The sequence below is a fragment of the Spirosoma sp. SC4-14 genome (assembly GCF_037201965.1).
In the GTDB taxonomy this organism is placed as follows: domain Bacteria; phylum Bacteroidota; class Bacteroidia; order Cytophagales; family Spirosomataceae; genus Spirosoma.
Window position 1 is genome coordinate 5,957,142 of the sequence record NZ_CP147518.1, and the last position, 17,815, is coordinate 5,974,956.

General features: G+C 49.5%; 13 protein-coding genes and 1 tRNA gene. 11 read left to right on the forward strand and 3 right to left on the reverse strand.

Features of this window, described 5'->3' with window-relative positions; all coding sequences use genetic code 11:
- The first annotated feature begins 24 nt into the window (after nucleotides 1-24).
- Nucleotides 25-97, forward strand: a tRNA-Thr gene (locus WBJ53_RS24460).
- A gap of 707 nt (nucleotides 98-804) precedes the next feature.
- Here WBJ53_RS24460 and WBJ53_RS24465 read toward each other — a convergent pair.
- Entirely contained in the window at nucleotides 805-1,284 is a 480-nt protein-coding gene (locus WBJ53_RS24465) for an ankyrin repeat domain-containing protein (RefSeq protein WP_338871085.1), read from the reverse strand.
- 116 nt (nucleotides 1,285-1,400) lie between these two features.
- Nucleotides 1,401-2,852 carry a glycoside hydrolase family 140 protein gene (locus WBJ53_RS24470; protein ID WP_338871086.1) on the reverse strand — a complete coding sequence of 484 codons (1,452 nt, stop codon included), beginning with the start codon at nucleotides 2,850-2,852 and terminating at the stop codon, nucleotides 1,401-1,403.
- A gap of 221 nt (nucleotides 2,853-3,073) precedes the next feature.
- Here WBJ53_RS24470 and WBJ53_RS24475 point away from each other — a divergent pair, with 221 nt between their 5' ends.
- Both WBJ53_RS24475 and WBJ53_RS24480 read left to right on the forward strand, forming a co-directional pair.
- Nucleotides 3,074-4,084: a GntR family transcriptional regulator gene (locus tag WBJ53_RS24475; RefSeq protein WP_338871088.1), complete on the forward strand. Its 1,011-nt coding sequence runs from the start codon at nucleotides 3,074-3,076 to the stop codon at nucleotides 4,082-4,084.
- A 61-nt stretch (nucleotides 4,085-4,145) separates the two neighbouring features.
- The gene (locus WBJ53_RS24480) at nucleotides 4,146-5,531 is read left to right on the forward strand and encodes a glycoside hydrolase family 140 protein (protein WP_338871090.1); all 1,386 of its coding nucleotides are present in this window, start codon (nucleotides 4,146-4,148) and stop codon (nucleotides 5,529-5,531) included.
- 42 nt (nucleotides 5,532-5,573) lie between these two features.
- On the opposite strand, the gene WBJ53_RS24485 is transcribed toward WBJ53_RS24480, so the two are convergent.
- Nucleotides 5,574-6,599: a LacI family DNA-binding transcriptional regulator gene (locus tag WBJ53_RS24485; protein ID WP_338871092.1), complete on the reverse strand. Its 1,026-nt coding sequence runs from the start codon at nucleotides 6,597-6,599 to the stop codon at nucleotides 5,574-5,576.
- 427 nt (nucleotides 6,600-7,026) lie between these two features.
- Here WBJ53_RS24485 and WBJ53_RS24490 point away from each other — a divergent pair, with 427 nt between their 5' ends.
- From WBJ53_RS24490 to ppsA, 8 genes are all read left to right on the forward strand, one after another.
- Complete coding sequence (locus tag WBJ53_RS24490) at nucleotides 7,027-8,556, forward strand: tagaturonate reductase (RefSeq protein WP_338871094.1); 1,530 nt, start codon at nucleotides 7,027-7,029, stop codon at nucleotides 8,554-8,556.
- The gene (locus tag WBJ53_RS24495; protein WP_338871096.1) at nucleotides 8,553-10,220 is read left to right on the forward strand and encodes an altronate dehydratase family protein; all 1,668 of its coding nucleotides are present in this window, start codon (nucleotides 8,553-8,555) and stop codon (nucleotides 10,218-10,220) included. Before WBJ53_RS24490 ends, WBJ53_RS24495 begins: the two co-directional genes overlap by 4 nt.
- Nucleotides 10,221-10,355: 135 nt before the next feature.
- A complete protein-coding gene (locus WBJ53_RS24500) occupies nucleotides 10,356-11,378 on the forward strand; it encodes a sugar kinase (protein ID WP_338877229.1) in 1,023 nt (340 codons plus the stop codon).
- 12 nt (nucleotides 11,379-11,390) lie between these two features.
- Nucleotides 11,391-12,053, forward strand: coding sequence for a bifunctional 4-hydroxy-2-oxoglutarate aldolase/2-dehydro-3-deoxy-phosphogluconate aldolase (locus WBJ53_RS24505; RefSeq protein ID WP_338871098.1), 663 nt, complete (start codon nucleotides 11,391-11,393; stop codon nucleotides 12,051-12,053).
- Between the two features lie 76 nt (nucleotides 12,054-12,129).
- A complete protein-coding gene (gene fbp, locus WBJ53_RS24510) occupies nucleotides 12,130-13,131 on the forward strand; it encodes a class 1 fructose-bisphosphatase (protein ID WP_338877230.1) in 1,002 nt (333 codons plus the stop codon).
- Nucleotides 13,132-13,928: 797 nt separating this feature from the next.
- Nucleotides 13,929-14,354 carry a VOC family protein gene (locus WBJ53_RS24515; RefSeq protein ID WP_338871100.1) on the forward strand — a complete coding sequence of 142 codons (426 nt, stop codon included), beginning with the start codon at nucleotides 13,929-13,931 and terminating at the stop codon, nucleotides 14,352-14,354.
- A gap of 294 nt (nucleotides 14,355-14,648) precedes the next feature.
- Complete coding sequence (locus WBJ53_RS24520) at nucleotides 14,649-15,101, forward strand: MarR family transcriptional regulator (RefSeq protein WP_338871102.1); 453 nt, start codon at nucleotides 14,649-14,651, stop codon at nucleotides 15,099-15,101.
- Between the two features lie 62 nt (nucleotides 15,102-15,163).
- Nucleotides 15,164-17,779 carry a phosphoenolpyruvate synthase gene (gene ppsA, locus WBJ53_RS24525; RefSeq protein ID WP_338871105.1) on the forward strand — a complete coding sequence of 872 codons (2,616 nt, stop codon included), beginning with the start codon at nucleotides 15,164-15,166 and terminating at the stop codon, nucleotides 17,777-17,779.
- The last annotated feature ends 36 nt before the right edge of the window (nucleotides 17,780-17,815 follow it).

A 17,815-nucleotide genomic window follows, 5' to 3' on the forward strand; every position in this document is an offset into this window, starting at 1 on the left:
ACAACTATATTTGCAGCCGCAAAAGCCTCCTTAGCTCAGCTGGTAGAGCGACGCATTCGTAATGCGTAGGTCGCAGGTTCGAATCCCGTAGGAGGCTCAAAAATCCCGACACAGATAAGTTTCGGGATTTTTTTATGGGGTAGCGCGACGCATTCGTAAGGCGTAGGTCGCAGACGGTCGGCCGCTGCCGTTCGAATCCCGTAGGAGGCTCAAAAATCCCGACACAGATAAGTTTCGGGATTTTTTTATGGGGTAGCGCTACTATATGGCTCATGCTATTCGCAGCGCCTACACCAATCAATTTAATAATCCACTACGTCGGCTGAAGAAGTATCAACGTAGAGCAGCACATCAGCTGGCACTTTTTACTATTGACCAGTAAATTAGACCAACGGCTCAAATCCAGGCTGGGATTGAGTTCAGAAAAGGAGCGCGGTACGAAGTAGGGTTTTGAGCTATTGTCCCAAATCAGGCAAATGCAGGATGCTGTTTATAGGCGTTCAACTGTTCTACGGCTATGGCTACATGGCGTTCCTTGATTAATTGTTTCTTACGGTCTGACCAGTTTTGGAGACGTGCAAAGATTTCTTCAACCGATGTAATTCCTTCTGGCAAATCTTCCTGTAGGCTCTGTTAATCAACACCATGTACAGAGATGGCTTCAGGCACTATCCCCAGCTAAAGGTACTTTTTCAAATAGGCAATCATAAGCGACCAAGCGCCAGGCAAAACCGCGTGCTCGCTTTCGTACATAAACTAGTCCAACGGATTCATTAACAACGGCATATCGTAGAGACTGTCTACCTATTTTCCCAATTTTCTTTGAATTAAGGCAACAATCTCCTTCCGGTTTTTCGATTTAGCAAACTCCAGGGGCGACTGGCCATCGTGCGAACGAAGACTCAAATCCGCATTAGCATCTACGAGCAGTTGGGCCACTTCAATGTTATTTTGCCAAATGGCATCATGCAGAGCCGTATATCCGTTGTAAGGTCCTTGCCTGTTAATGTCGATGTGGTATTCGATCAGGAGTTTCGCAGCTTCGGTTCGGCCTGCATAGGCAGCAGCATGCAGGGCTGTGGCCTTCATTCCCGGATCGACGGCCCGTACGTCGGCACCTGCTTCTAATAAGGCTTTCACGATTTGGCTATACCCCTTATAAGCCGCCATTACCAGCGGAGCGTCCTGACTGGCATCCAGTTCATTTACATCGGCTCCCTCCTGAATGAGTTGCTGAACCTGTGAAAGATTATTTCTATTAATCGCACTCATTAAAGCCGACATAGCACCCCTATCGTTTAAGTAAGTAATTTGGTTAAAACTTACCGCTAAGAATTCTATATGAACGCTTATCGATAACACAAATTACCAGATGTTTATGGCTTTTAAAAGAACCCCGATCATAGTCGTTTATACTTTTTAGCCGCGTCGTCAATAACTAATACCCAGTCGGTAGGAGTCTGGTCGTTATCCAGAGTCGGCGGAGTAACTGTAAGGGCATCGTTCACTACTTTTTCGCTGGCATTCTGCGAATGCCCTGTACGCGGATTATACCACCAGGCCCGTTTTTCTTTCCCCGAAAGTTTCGACATATCGATGGTAACCGGCCTGCTCTGTGGCAAATAGATCATAGCATAGGAACCCATCGAGTCGCGGGTGGCAACAATTAAATCCCGATAATCGTGGCCTTTTTCGGAGACGATCAACTGCTGGTCGGGAATTCGCGAAAAGTAGGGTCTCGACAACATCAATCGTTTCAGGTACTGCACCTCCCCGGCCGCTTCGGCATGTAATGCCCGCTGCCAGCCAATGAGCGTATCGCCAACACTTAATGGTTTGAAACGAGTCGTATCCAGAAATTGCCAGACCTGCTGATGCCCGTATGTGAACCCACACATTCCGGCAAACACGCTTCGATACAGGCGGGAGCGAATATCATAGGCCCGAAAATAGCCCCGTTGACGCGTCCACTTACCATCCCACGGATTAATCGGATGATCTTCGTAGCAGGGCTCCATATCGAGTGTGGGTTTAGGCGGTTGCCGTCCCAAATCGCGGGTAACCCAATTCCAGGCATCTACATCGCGCGAACCATGCCCCGACTGAAACGCATTCATATCCAGCCAGCTCTCTCCATGAAGCAGTTGCGACGACGACGTTGCGCCTTTGGGATGGTAGGTCATCAGATGTCGCCTGCTACCTTCCCCGGTTTTGATTCCCGCAGCCAATGCACGCCAGACCGGACGGTCGTCGTAGTGTTTACCGTCTTTTGTTTTGTATATCGGCGGACAGTCGCCCCCCAACACCCAGATGATATTCCACTGACTGGCATAGCGTTTTCCCAGAAACTGGCCGTACGTACGTGCATTTTGCTCGTTGAAAATAACACCATCGGCGCTCCAGTGATGCGATACCTGATCGCCCCAGGTTGGGTTAAAAGCAATATACATTCCCTTTCGGGCGGCCGTCTGCATCACAAAATCAACATGGTCCCAGTAATCATATTCGTTCGGATTAGCAGGTGTCTGGCCAGGTGTGATCGCTACTTGCGACGGATCATGGTTAACGAACGGGAAGTCGCCATACCGATTGGGCTTTCGGTTATCGTCTTCGTTGGCAAACGCTAGTGCCACTAGCTGGATCACATTAAACCCCTGCCGACGACGCGTTTCGAGATATAGTTCGGTTTCGTCGCGATTGAGCCGATGCAGCAATTCCCAGGCCGTATCGCCCATCCAGAAAAACGGTTTCCCGTTACTATCCTCCAGATACCGATGACCGCTATTAACCTTAATTTGAGCCGAAGCGTCAAAGCATAGCAGATAAGCCAGAAAACTAAGTAACATCTTCATAGAAATTCCTGAGTAAACGTGAAGCAGCTTTGTCTGTTCTTTTGTTGATCGGGTTGAGAGCCGCATTCGCTTTTACTTTTTTAAGGATTGAATTTGACTATTTCAAAAAGAGTCATGTACATTTGCAGAACTCTACTGTACTCTACTGCATTATTTAAAAAAGCAAAAAGTAACGATTTTTCTACTTGCTGTAAAAAAACTCTGACAAGTAAAACGAAGCCATGCAGGAAGGCACTATCGATCAGTCGGCCGATCAGCCCAAATACCAGCAGTTGATTGAATATGTGCTAACGGGCATTGAACAGGGCACGCTGGCACTAGGTCAGCAATTGCCATCGATCAGCGAATGGGCCAGTTTGCAGAGGGTTGCTAAAGTTACGGTTGCCAAAGCTTACGAAGATTTACGCCAGCGCGGAGTAATTCGGTCGCATCATGGTAAAGGATTTTATGTAGCCAGCACTAATGTGCGCACCTCGCTGAATGTGCTGGTTATTTTCGATACGCTCAATGCCTATAAGGAAACGCTATATGATGCCTTGAAAGCAGCTCTTCCAGCCGATGCCTCTCTGAGCATATTCTTCCATCACTATAATCCGGCTGTTTTCGAAACGCTGGTTCGGAACAACCTCGGCCGTTTCAATGCCTATGTGCTGATGCCTCATTTCGACAGCGATGTGTCGGCCGTGGCAGGATTGATTCCTCCCGAAAAGCTACTGCTGCTCGACCAGACGTTGCCCAATCTGCCGGGCGACTTTGCGGCTGTTTATCAGGACTTTGAACAGGATATTTACAATGCTCTCTTAACAGCACACGAACGGCTTCGACACTACCGCCGACTTACGCTCATCCAATCGAAAGATCGCTTTCAGTACATACCACCCAGCCTCCTGGCCGGCTTTCAGCGATTTGGTCAGGACTACAATTTTCCAATACGACTTGTTGATACATATATGCCTGCGCTGGTACAACCCGGCGAAGTATGCCTGCTGTTTACCGACCGCGACCTGATCGACTTTCTGAAAGAAGTAAATCGGTTGGGACTGGTGCTGGGCCAGGAGGTTGGTCTGCTCTCCTACGACGACACCCCGATGAAAGAAATTCTGGCGGGTGGCATCAGCGTTATTTCTACCGATTTTGCGCGAATGGGACAAACCGCCGGGCAATTACTGACCAGTCGCCAACGCGCCAAAATAGCCAATCCGGGCGCGTTGATCCTGCGAAAATCGTTGTAAATCACTGCATTCACCAGTAAAGCCATAATACCCTAAACCAGAAAATCTTGTCCCTTTTCCAATGAAAAAAATTCTGCTTCTCACATTGCTAGTTTGTCAGGAACTGGCGCTGGCGCAACAACCCTTTAGCCATGGACGGTTGAAAGTATCCGACAACAACCGCTACCTGATTCATCAGGACGGTACGCCCTTTTTCTGGCTGGGTGATACGGCCTGGGAGCTATTTCACCGACTCAATCGTGAAGATGCCGACAAGTACCTCAAACGACGGGCCGAGCAGGGCTTTACGGTGGTGCAGGCCGTGGCACTGGCCGAATTCGATGGCCTGAAAGAACCCAACCCTTATGGTGAGGTTCCGCTTCAGAACAACGATCCCACCAAACCCAACGAAGCCTACTTCAAACACGTCGATTACATTGTCGACAAAGCTGCTCAGTATGGAATCGTTATTGCCTTTCTACCAACCTGGGGCGATAAAGTTTTTAAAAATACCTGGGGTAAGGGTCCCGAAATCTTTACCCCAACCAATGCCAAAGTGTACGGCAACTACCTGGGTAATCGATACAAAAACCGCGAAAACATTGTCTGGATACTCGGTGGCGATCGCAATCCGCGCAACGGTTCACAGGATGTAGCCATCTGGCGGGCCATGGCCGAAGGGATTCAGCAAGGTGTAGGAGGAGCCGACAAGGCCCTGATGTCGTATCATCCGCAACCGAACGGTATGGAAGGCGGATCGTCTGAATGGTTTCAGAACGACGACTGGTTCGACTTCAACATGCACCAGAATGGTCACTGCCGATTCACGCCAATGTATGACTACATCACCGTATCCTACAACCGTCAGCCCACCAAACCGACCATGGACGCCGAACCGATCTATGAAGACCATCCGGTTTGCTTCAATGTAAAAGATCTGGGCACCTCCAACGCCTACGACGTGCGGGTGTATGCCTACCTCGACCTGTTTGCAGGGGCGCATGGCCATACCTACGGTTGCCACGATATCTGGCAGATGTATAGCTCTAGCCGCCCGGCCGTCAATGGACCGCATATGTACTGGCAGGAAGCACTGGAACTTCCCGGAGCGAATCAGATGAAATTTGTTCGCAAACTGATCACGGCCCGCCCCCTGCTCAACCGCGTTCCCGATCAGTCGCTGATTGTTGAGAATAATCTTGGTTCGCCCCAGCGGATTCAGGCCACCCGCGGCACCGATTATGCGTTTATTTACAGCGCCGTTGGAAAGCCTTTCACGGTTCATCCCGGTAAAATTTCGGGCAAAACCATAAGCGCTACCTGGTTCGATCCACGTACGGGCAAAACGCAATCGGCGGGTACGTTCAATAACCAGCAGCCAAAACAATTTACCCCGCCCACCAAAGGCTACGGCAACGATTGGGTCCTTATCCTCGACGATGCAGCCAAAAACTATCCGGCGCTGTAGTGGTCACTGGTCACTGGAAAGCCTCGTTCCAGTGACCAATGACTAATTTCCAACACCCATTCCCATTGTTGAAGTGCGAGGGTTCAGTCGTGTTGGAATTCTGACAATCGCGCCGGGCTGTGGTTTTTTGGGTTTGCCTTCAATCAGATCGATGAGTTGTTCGGCAGCCACCTGCCCAATTTCGAGCGCCGGTTGCTCCACAGTACTCATGGATGGGGCCAGCAAATCGGCAACGGGCGTGTTGGTAAAACCAATCAGCGAAATAGCGTCGGGTATGGCTATCTCCCGCTTTTTTAGTGCTGCCAGGCAACCAATAGCCAACCGGTCGCTGGCCGCCAGAAATGCATCTGGCGACTCAGCCAGCAGTTCATCGACAATCGGATCAATTTCCGGCTGACCAAATTCGGCATGGCGTATCAGTTTTTCGTCATACGGAATCCCATGTTTTTCTAAGGCCGCCCGGTAGCCAGCCAACCGTTCCTGCGCAATGGAGATATAGGCCGGTATCGTAATGTGAGCAATCCGCCGACGGCCCGTCTGAATCAAATGTTCGGTCGCTTCAAACGCACCCGCTACATTGTCGGCCGTCACACAGGGCGTTTCCAGTTCCGACGAGACCCGGTCGAACAGCACAATCGGCATTTTTTTATCCTGTAACTGTTGCAGATACTGCACATCGGACGTACTGCTCGATAGTGAAATCAGCAGGCCATCGGCCTTACGGGCAACAGCCTGCTGCACCGTCACAATTTCGCGTTCGTAGGATTCGTGGCTTTGAAAAATAATCACATGATACCCCCGATTGTAGGCTATCGCTTCGATACCGTTGATCACCTGCGAAAAGAAATTGTTGGCAATCTGCGGCACAATTACCCCAATTGCCCGGCTCCGATTCTCGCGCAAACTCAGCGCAATAGGATTGGGCCGGTAGTTGAGCCGCTCGGCATATTCAATGACAAGTCGTTTGGTTTCGGGGTTGATTTCGTAACTATCCCGAAGCGCCCTGGAAATGGTTGAAGTCGACAGATTCAACGCACGGGCAATGTCTTTTATGGTAATGGTGTCCAAAATGACGTATTATTAAAGTACAAAAACGAATCCAGTAATCAGCGGCAAAAAAATGGGTTTTGGCGACGTATCGATGTTGCAGACGGAGCCAATAGCATTATACAAAAAGGCGGGCCCTTATGGTAGTTACAGGCTACAAAATTGCAAATCAGCCTGCTATACAACTAATCGGTGGTAAACTCTGTGGTTGCAGGTGGATACCGAAAATTCGGCAACGTTCCCGATAACGTTTGCGTGAATATTTATCTTAAAATGTTTCAATATAAAAAATAGACTATTTAATCTTTGCCTGTCAATTCAATAAAGGGGCGGAGAATAACACCTCTTTTTCCGCAAAAGCAGCTAGTTCAATAGTCTTATTGCCGATTCTACCGTAAACGATGTACACCAGCTTTGGTATTTGTCATTAATAACATAACAAAAGTTTATGAAGTTTTTATCTGTTGAGTCGCTACCCTTTATCCAACCGCAAATTGATGTCAGTTTGCCAGCCGGTTCGCTACCGCATCTGCCGGAGCGGGTTCTTCAGTTTGGCACGGGGGTTTTGCTGCGTGGCCTCCCCGATTTCCTGATCGACAAAGCAAACCAGCAGGGTATTTTTAATGGCCGAATTGTTGTTGTAAAGTCGACCGACGGTGGTGATATGACCGCTTTCGAGCGGCAGGACAATCTGTACACGCTTTGCATTCGGGGTGTCGAAAATCATCGGCTGATCGAGCAAAATGTAGTTTGTTCGTCCATTAGCCGCGTTTTGTCGGCCAGGCAACACTGGCAAACAATTTTGCAGGTGGCTGCCAACCCCGATCTTCAGATCGTTATTTCAAATACGACCGAAGTGGGCATTCAGCTCGTGCAGGACAACATTCGGCAAACCCCTCCTCAGTCGTTTCCGGGCAAACTACTAGCGGTATTATATGCTCGCTATCAAGCATTTAACGGCGACCCCAGCAAAGGACTAGTAATTGTACCTACTGAACTGATTCCAGAAAACGGAACCAAACTGAAAGCCATTTTGCTGGAACTGGCCCACCTCAACGGCCTCGAAAGTAGCTTTATCGATTGGCTCGAAAACGCAAATACCTGCTGCAATTCGCTGGTCGACCGGATTGTGCCGGGTCGGCCTGACCCCGCTACACAACACGCGCTGACCGAACAACTGGGCTATGAAGACGAGCTACTGACTATTTCAGAAGTGTATCGCCTGTGGGCTATTGAAGGCGACGAGCACGTTCGGGACGTTTTATCTTTTCACCGGGCCGACGACAATGTTATTATTCGTCCCAATATCGACCTCTTCCGTGAGCTGAAGCTACGACTCCTCAACGGAACCCATACACTAAGCTGTGGACTGGCTTTTCTGAGCGGTTTCGACACCGTTCGCGAAGCGATGGAAAACGACCGAATGTCGGCTTTTATCAGCAGTGTTATGATGGCCGAGCTAGTACCGGGCATCCCTTACCCCATCGACGAAAAAACCGCTCAGCGATTTGGTTTCCAGGTACTTGACCGTTTCCGAAACCCATTCATCGAGCACCGCTGGCTAGCCATTACGATGCAGTATTCGGCTAAAATGCACATGCGGAACGTGCCAACGCTACTCCACTATTATGAGCAGTTAGGTGTTACTCCCCGTTATATATCGCTTGGGTTTGCGGCCTATCTGCTATTTATGAAAGCAACTCACCAGCAGGATGAGGTTTGGTATGGCAACCGCAACGGCGAAAGCTACCCAATTTACGATGCGCAGGCCAGTTACTTTGCCGATCTGTGGACTCGTCTGGCACCGCAGGAACTAACACAAACCGTATTACAAAACACAACGCTATGGGGTCACGACCTCAGCCAGTTACCCGGCTTTGCCGAATCAGTTGCAGCTTATCTCGAACAATTTCTTGAAAACGGCGTACAGGCCGCTGTATCTACTCACTTCGATCGTTTCGAAGCTTTAGCCAAATGAAACAAATCGTATTAAAAATACATCCCGACGATTCGGTTCTGGTTGCCCTGACCGATCTCCCCGCAGGTAAACAAATCCAATGGGAAGGCAGTAGGCTGACCACCACCGAAGAAATTCCGGCAAAACACAAAGTAGCCATTACGGCGTTCGAACCGGGCGATCCAATTACAATGTATGGCGTACTGGTCGGCAAAGCAAAGCAACCCATTCAGCAGGGGGGCCGACTAACCACCTTCAACGTGCAGCACGCGACTAACAGCTACGACTTACATACTTCGTCCTATCAGTGGCAGGCACCTGAAGTCAGCCGTTGGGCGGACATGACGTATATGGGATATCGTCGGACAGATGGGCGCGTTGGAACGGCCAACTATTGGCTTGTTGTCCCCCTGGTGTTCTGCGAAAACCGAAACATTCAGGTGCTGGAAGAAGCACTGGTAAACGACCTGGGCTATGCCCGGAGGCATACCTATCAGAACCAGACGCAGGAACTGAAGGCATTGGTACAGGCTGGCCATACGGTTGAAGAGGTATTACAGGCCGATCTGGGCGAAGCCTCCCAGTCCTTTGGCAGTCTCGACCGCAAGTCGCTACGGTTATTCCCCAATGTCGATGGCGTGAAATTTCTGGCACACGATGGCGGGTGTGGCGGCACCCGGCAGGATGCCCAGGCGCTCTGCGGATTGCTGGCTGGCTATATCACTCATCCCAATGTGGCTGGCGCTACAGTGCTTAGCCTCGGCTGTCAGAACGCACAGGTGGCCATGTTGCAGGAAGAAATTCAGAAGCGGAGTCCACAATTCAGCAAACCACTCTATGTGCTGGAACAGCAAACGGCTGGCACCGAAGAATCGCTGATCGGTCAGGCCTTGCGGCAAACCTTTGCCGGACTGATGCAGGCCAATGCCTGCGTTCGTGAGCCGGTTCCACTGAACACACTTACGGTTGGACTGGAATGTGGTGGCTCGGATGGTTTTTCGGGCATTTCAGCCAATCCGGCCGTTGGCCATGCGTCGGATTTGCTGGTGGCATTGGGCGGCACGGTTATTCTATCGGAGTTTCCGGAGCTTTGTGGGGTCGAACAGGAACTTTGCGATCGTTGTGTCGATGCAGAAACGGCCCGTCGATTCCGGGAACTGATGAGCACTTACGCCCAGCGTGCCAAAGAAGTCGGTTCGGGATTCGACATGAACCCCTCCCCCGGCAACATCCGCGATGGGCTCATTACCGACGCCATGAAATCGGCCGGAGCCTCAAAAAAAGGAGGCACATCGCCCGTTGCAGCCGTCTTAGATTATCCCGAACTGGTGACCAAACCAGGCCTGAATCTGCTCTGTACACCTGGCAACGACGTGGAATCGACAACGGCTGAAGTGGGTTCGGGCGCAACGGTCGTTTTGTTCACGACCGGACTCGGCACACCTACTGGCAACCCCATTGCACCAGTCATCAAAATTTCCAGTAATACAGCCCTTACCAACCGGATGCCCGACATTATCGACATCAATACGGGTACGGTTATCGACGGCGACGAAACTATTCAGCAAGCCGGAGAACGAATTCTGGAACACATTATCCGCGTAGCTAGTGGCGACCTCGAAGTAGCGGCTGTTCGGCACGGACAGGATGATTTTATCCCCTGGAAACGAGGAGTTTCACTTTAACAATTGTGAATGAGTGATTGCCCGGGATGCCGGAGTAGCGAATTAGTGAATAAAGCGTTGCTCGTTATGGATTCTGACAGTTCTATTCGCTAATTCGCCTATCCCTCATTCGCTCATTCACTAATTCACTCATTAATTATGCCTGTCTGCTGTTTCGGAGAGTTGTTATTGCGTTTTTCGCCGGTTGTTCAGGGCGAATGGATTCGACAGGCAGCGATGCCCGTTTTTGTTGGAGGGGCCGAACTGAATGTGGCCACGGCATTGGCTAAGTGGCATGTTCCGGTCAGCTATAGTACTGTTCTGCCCCAAAATTCATTAGCCGACGATATTATCAGCTATGTTGTCGATAAAGGCATCGACCCCAGTGGCATTGTCCGATTCGGGCAACGGGTTGGTACTTATTACCTGCCCCAGGGAACGGATCTGAAAAACGCGGGTGTCATCTACGACCGGGCTCATTCGGCATTTTCGGAACTGGCTCCGGGCAAGGTCGATTGGGACACTATTTTGCAGGATACAAGCTGGCTGCACATCAGCGCCATTAGCCCAGCCCTGAATGCGAATGTTGCAGCAACCTGCAAAGAATTGCTGGCCGTAGCGTCGGCAAAAGGCATTACGATTTCCATCGATTTGAATTACCGCGCCCGGTTGTGGCAATATGGAAAGACGCCTGTGGAGATTATGCCGGAGCTGGTCGACTACTGTACTGTAGTGATGGGCAATATCTGGGCCGCCAATACACTGCTGGGAATTCCGGTCGATCCTCAGATTCATATTCGGGAAGACAAAAACGAGCTGTTAGCGCACGCTCTGGCTACTTCAGAAGCAATTCAGGAACGTTTTCCCCGCTGTAAGGTAGTGGCCAATACATTTCGTTTCGATATGCTGCCAGCCGGACTGCACTACTACACAACCTTGCACGTGAATGGGCAGCAGTATGTTTCTTCGGAATACTTCACCGACTCGGTCGTTGATCGGGTTGGGAGTGGCGACTGTTTTATGGCGGGTCTGATCTACGGCCTTTATCGGCAGGAAGCTCCGCAATCGGTGATTGAGTTTGCTACTGCTGCGGCATTCGGTAAATTACAGCAGATGGGCGATGCAACAAACCAGTCGATTACCGACATTACAACTCGCTTACAATCAGCCACTTTTTAACCCAACTTTAGTATGCCTGCATTCTCAACAGATACCATTCTCGACCTCATCGTTCGGCATCCTATTGTTCCGGTCTTTTACCATGCCGATGCCGAGCAGGCTCAGGCCATTGTTCAGGCTTGCTACGATGGTGGATTGCGCGTATTCGAGTTTACGAATCGGGGAGCGCAGGCTCTGCCGGTTTTTACGCAACTGGTCGGTTATGTTCGGCAAAACTGTCCTGATATGGCCATCGGCATTGGTACGATTCTGACACCCGACGATGCTGAAAAGTTTCTGGATGCCGGAGCCGACTTTGTGGTTCAGCCCATAACGACACCGGCGGTTGGCGATGTTTGCAAGAAACGAGGTATTGCCTGGATGCCTGCTGGCACAACGCTGAACGAAATTTATCAGGCTACACTATTGGGGGCCGATCTGGTCAAAGTGTTTCCGGGCAATGTGGTTGGTCCCGATTTTATCAAAGCCATCAAAGGCCCTATTCCATCGCTTAAATTGATGGTCACGGGCGGAGTCGAACCAACTATCGATAGTCTGTCGTCCTGGTTCCGGGCGGGCGTTACGGCCGTTGGCATCGGGTCGCAGCTCTTCTCGGGGCAAAGCGCGAACGCCACCGTTCTGCGCGACCGCGTTGCCAGTCTGGTTCAGATCGTTGCGCCGTTTATTAAAGAGTAAAAGAGCGCTGCTCCATAAGGCCTCTGACTCTTTCATTCTTTCACTCTTTTTTCAACTACTTATGGACGTTCAACAAATGGAAATTACTGCTTCGCACCCACTAGCCTTACCCGTTGGCGTAACGCTCGACCGGTATATCATGCACCGCCAAACGGCCTTCCCGTATGCCACCGGCGAACTATCGCAACTGCTCCGCGACATTGCGCTGGCGGGTAAAATCATCCACCGCGAAGTGAATCGGGCGGGCCTTATCGACCTTACGGGCGGCATGGGAATTCAGAACGTGCAGGGAGAGAGTCAGCAGAAGCTCGACATGATTGCCAACATCCGCTTTTGCCGCGCTCTGAAAAACGGCGGAGAAGCCTGTGCAATCATATCGGAAGAAGACGAAGACATCATTTTTACGGGCAATAACAACGGCAAATACGTGGTTGCTATCGACCCACTCGATGGCTCCTCCAACATTGATGTGAATGTATCCATCGGTACCATATTTTCCATTTATCGGCGCGTCACACCAATTGGCTCGCAACCAGCCCTATCCGATTTTCTGCAAGGCGGTCGGCAACAGGTAGCGGCTGGTTATATTCTGTATGGCTCGTCGACGATTCTGGTCTATACAACTGGCCACAGTGCCAACGGTTTCACCTATGATGCTTCGCTGGGCGAGTTTATTTTATCACACCCCGATATTCATAGCCCGGTTGATGGGCAGATTTATTCCTGCAACGACGGCAATATAAACAGCTACGATCAGGGTGTTCAGGATTACCTGACCAGTTGCCGGAAAAAGCAATACACCGCCCGTTACATCGGTTCGCTCGTTGGCGATTTCCACCGCAACCTGCTGAAAGGCGGCATCTATCTATACCCGCCCACCAAAAAGAACCGCGATGGAAAACTGCGCCTGCTATATGAAGCCTTCCCGCTGGCTTTTCTGGCCGAAAAAGCTGGATGTCTGGCCTCAGATGGTCAGCAGTCCATTCTCGACATTGTGCCAACCAGTCTGCATCAGCGCACGCCCCTGTACATCGGATCACCCATTATGGTCAACGAACTGCTGAGCCATCTGCAATAATCTTAAAATTGTATGGTCCACAGCAACCTTACTACTTACTACTAAAAATGACATTATATACGGACGTAGTTGACCCCTATTTGGCTATTAAGACAATAAGTTGGTTTTTGCCACGACATTATTCATTTGTAGGTATGGACGAAAAAAGTTTAGGAAATGGATTTATGCCTTTATAACGACAAAATAAACAACGAACCACTAACATCGGTTTGGCAATATGGCGGCCGAACCGGTGCGTCTATGAAACACTTGTGCAGGGTTCAACTTCTCCACTACGCCAAGTTCAGAACCATTACCGGCAATTTCGCCCAACTAAATCCTTAAATAAACCTTTTGCCATAGCAAGACAAATACTCTGAACTACACAGAAATCTTGAGAAATCAGGCGCAACGATTAGAAAGCATTTCTCCGATGGTGATGTACGTGTCTATTGCAGCGAGCAAGGAATCAAGGTAACCAGAGCCGCCGGAACCCTCCGCTTCAAAAGCAAAACCAACCCCCTTTGTAAGCAAGCCCAGGTCCGCTCCACCGCCAACGGCAAATATGAACTGACGGTCGAGAAAGAGTTATGTTGTGAGCTATAAGTTATAAAAAAGCTCGTCGGCATTTGCGACGCACAAGACCGCATAGCCTATTCCCAGAATCTTACCAACCCTTAAACTTAAAGGCCATTGCGGTCGGTTGACCCTAGTCAAATTGAGGTTATTTTCCCAAATTTGCCTAAAAAGTCTCCACTCAAAGGTAGCAGGTCCACCAGTTCGGTTGTACCGCCAGACTGTAGTTCAAAACAAATCATATGGAAGACAAAAAAGACCAAACCGACAACGCAACTCCCCCCATCGATACAACACCAAAGGTGACGGGAATTGGTGGCATTTTCTTTTTTTCAGACAATCTGCAGGCAACAAAAGAATGGTATGCTAAAAATTTAGGGTTTGAAATCAATGCTTGGGGTTCGGCAAGTTTTGAATCCAGAGACATTGATAGACCAGACGAGATAAACTCCCTGCAATGGAGCCCTTTTAAAACAGGAGACGATTATTTTTCTCCCTCCCAAAAAGATTTTATGATTAATTACCGGGTTCAGAACATTGAAGGACTTGTAAGTAAACTCAAAGAAAACGGGGTAACCATACTGGACAATATTACAACCTACGACTACGGTAAATTTGTCCATATTATGGACGCCGAGGGCAACAAGATTGAACTATGGGAGCCTTAATGGGAAAGACCTTCACCAATGGGGTTTGCGTGAGCAGATAGGTAATTTTGGCAGCCCCCCCATCCATACAAAATGCGCAACATGAGGCTACCAACCATCCAGGGAACTGCTGCCTTTACAATGCTACCCCTTCGCAGGCCAAGGGGTGAATGGCAATTGTATCGTCGATAACTGCGATCCGTGGCTGTGATACGAGCCTCAAATCTCCTCCTTAACATTGCAGACGAGTATAGGGTTTATTTCATTATATTCAATTATCTTTGCAACTAAGATATTTAGATACTAAGATATACAATGGACAATGATGCGATCAGATCCACAAGGAAACTTAGCCAACTTTATGCCTACACATCTATTCAGATGCACGAAGCCGTTGCCCGAAAGGCAGGACTTTCGGGTACTGACCATAAATATCTGGGATTTTTGATCGAAAAAGGGCAGATGACAGCAGGCGAACTTGCCGCGTTAACCGGCTTAACAACCGGTGCTGTTACGGGGTTGATTGACCGGTTTGAAAAAAAAAATCTGGTGAAACGGCGCTTTGCCGAAGACGACCGTCGGAAGGTGCTCATTGAGCCAATCACAGAAACGATAATGGCCCTCTTAGAACCGCTTTATCGGGAATTCCGAAGCAAGTCGGCACAACTTATTGGGGAATTCCCGGCCGAAGAGCGCAAAATTATCGAAACCTACTTCGTGAAAGCAATTGATCTGATGAATGAGACAATTCAAAGAATGAAAGAGTGAAAGACAATACGCTATTCACCTTTTCACTCCTTCATTCTTCCGCTCTTTGACTTATTGACGCTATGAATGCATACACACTTGATTTTCAATCTATAACCAAAACAGACCTAAGCCTTGTTGGCGGGAAAGCCGCGAACCTTGGTGAGTTATCCCGGATTGAGGGCATACAAGTGCCCGAAGGCTTTTGTGTAACAACGAAAGCCTATATCGACCTAATTGAGCAGAACGAAGCCATTCATTCACTACTCGATGAGTTGGCCATTCTGACACTAACTGATCAGAAAGCAATATGTGACACCAGCGCCAAAATCCGTACCGCTATCGAAAACATACCCATTTCTGAGCCCATAGTCGAAGCGATTGCGGAGTATCTCAAAAAGTTTGGCGACCAGGATGCCTACGCTGTTCGATCAAGTGCTACGGCCGAAGATTTGCCTACTGCTTCCTTTGCCGGTCAGCAGGATACGTATTTGAACATCGTCGGAAAAACTGCCATCCTACAGCACATTAGCCGGTGCTGGGCATCGCTGTTTACCGAGCGGGCTGTAATCTACCGCATCCAAAACCACTTTGCCCACCGCAAAGTCCGGCTGGCGGTGGTGGTGCAAAAAATGGCATTTCCGCAGGTAGCAGGTATACTGTTTACCGCCGATCCCGTCACAGGAAACCGGAAGGTGGTATCCATCGACGCCAGTTTCGGTCTTGGCGAAGCGTTGGTCTCCGGTTTGGTCAATGCGGATACGTACAAAGTGCGTAATGGCGAAATTATCGAAAAAAAGGTCTCTACCAAGAAACGGGCTATTTACGCCCTTAAAGCGGGCGGCACAACCGAACAGACAATTGAGCCAGAACGGCAAAATCTTCAGACGCTGCCAGATAGCCAGCTTTTGCGGTTGGAACGCATCGGGCGAAAAATCGAAGCGCATTTCGGTCAGCCTCAGGACATTGAATGGTGTCTGACAGACGACACAATTTATATCGTCCAGAGTCGGCCAATCACAACACTATATCCCATTCCTGAAGCAACTGACGGTAAAAATCATGTCTATGTATCGGTTGGTCACCAGCAAATGATGACCGATGCGATGAAGCCCTTGGGCATATCGATGTGGCAGTTAACGGCGGGTCGACCGATGCCTACAGCGGGCGGACGGATGTTTGTGGATGTTGCCGATGATCTGGCATCACCGGTTAAACGAAACATGCTTATCAATGTTCTGGGCAAATCGGACCCGCTCATCAGAGACGCATTCATAACGATTCTGGAGCGTGGCGATTTTATCAGATCGTTACCCGATGAGCAACAGGACCCGATTCCCGATAAAAGCAATCAGGGTCCACCGCCCGTCGATTATCAAACCCTGGCGGATTACGATCCGGCTATTGTTTCGGAATTGATCGGGCGGAGTGAAGCATCAATAGCCGAGTTAAAACAGACTATTCAATCGAAATCAGGCACAAACCTGATTGATTTTATTCAGGAAGCTACCCGGCAATTAAAAAGAGGGGTTGGTGATTCGCAAAGTTTTGGCGTAATCATGACGGCCATGAATGCATCCTCCTGGCTCAACGAACATATAGAGACGTGGCTGGGCGAAAAGGCGATAGCCGATATACTTACGCAATCGGTACCCAACAACATTACGTCGGAAATGGGGCTGGCACTGCTGGATGTGGCCGATGTGATTCGTCCTTATCCCGAAATAGTCGCGTATTTACAACAACGTAAAGGCAATACCTTTCTGAATGATCTGGGCAAGTTTAAGGGAGGCCATGAAGTTCAGAACGCTATCAATGCTTTTCTGAGCAAATATGGAATGCGCTGTGCGGGAGAAATCGACATTACGCGAACCCGCTGGAGCGAAAACCCAGCTACGCTTATACCCGTAATTCTCACCAACATTAAAAATTTCGAACCCGGCGAAAGCGGTCGAAAATTTGAGCGGGGTTTACAGGAAGCAATGGCCAAAAAGCAGGAGATTTTAGCCCGGCTGAAGCAACTGCCCGATGGAGAAGAAAAAGCCAGAGAGACTAGTCGAATGATCGATCTGGTTCGTACTCTGGCCGGGTATCGCGAATACCCAAAATATGGCATCGTCAGTCGCTACTTCATATACAAGCAGGCATTACTGAACGAAGCCGAACGGCTTATACAGGCCAGAGTTATTGGCGAAAAAGACGATATTTATTACCTGACGTTCGAGGAACTGCGCGAAGTCATACGCACTCATACACTGGATTCTGAACTGATCAATCGTCGGAAAGAGGAGTTCAGGCATTATGAAAAACTAACTCCACCACGGGTGTTCACATCGGATGGCGAAATTCTTACCGGGCAGTACAACCGTGACAATCTCCCGGCTGGTGCTATTGTCGGTCTGGCCGTTTCGGCGGGTGTTATTGAAGGACGGGCGCGGGTTATTCTGAATATGGCAGATGCCGACCTGCAAGAAGGTGATATACTGGTCACCCCCTTTACAGACCCGAGCTGGACACCTTTATTTGTAGCCATAAAAGGGCTGGTCACCGAAGTTGGTGGCCTGATGACGCATGGAGCCGTTATTGCCCGTGAATATGGCTTACCTGCGGTAGTTGGCGTAGACAAAGCAACCAGGCTTATCAGAGACGGGCAACGAATCCGTGTGCATGGCACCGAAGGGTATATAGAAATCCTATAAACACAGGGTTACACCGTCGTATTGACATAGACTTAA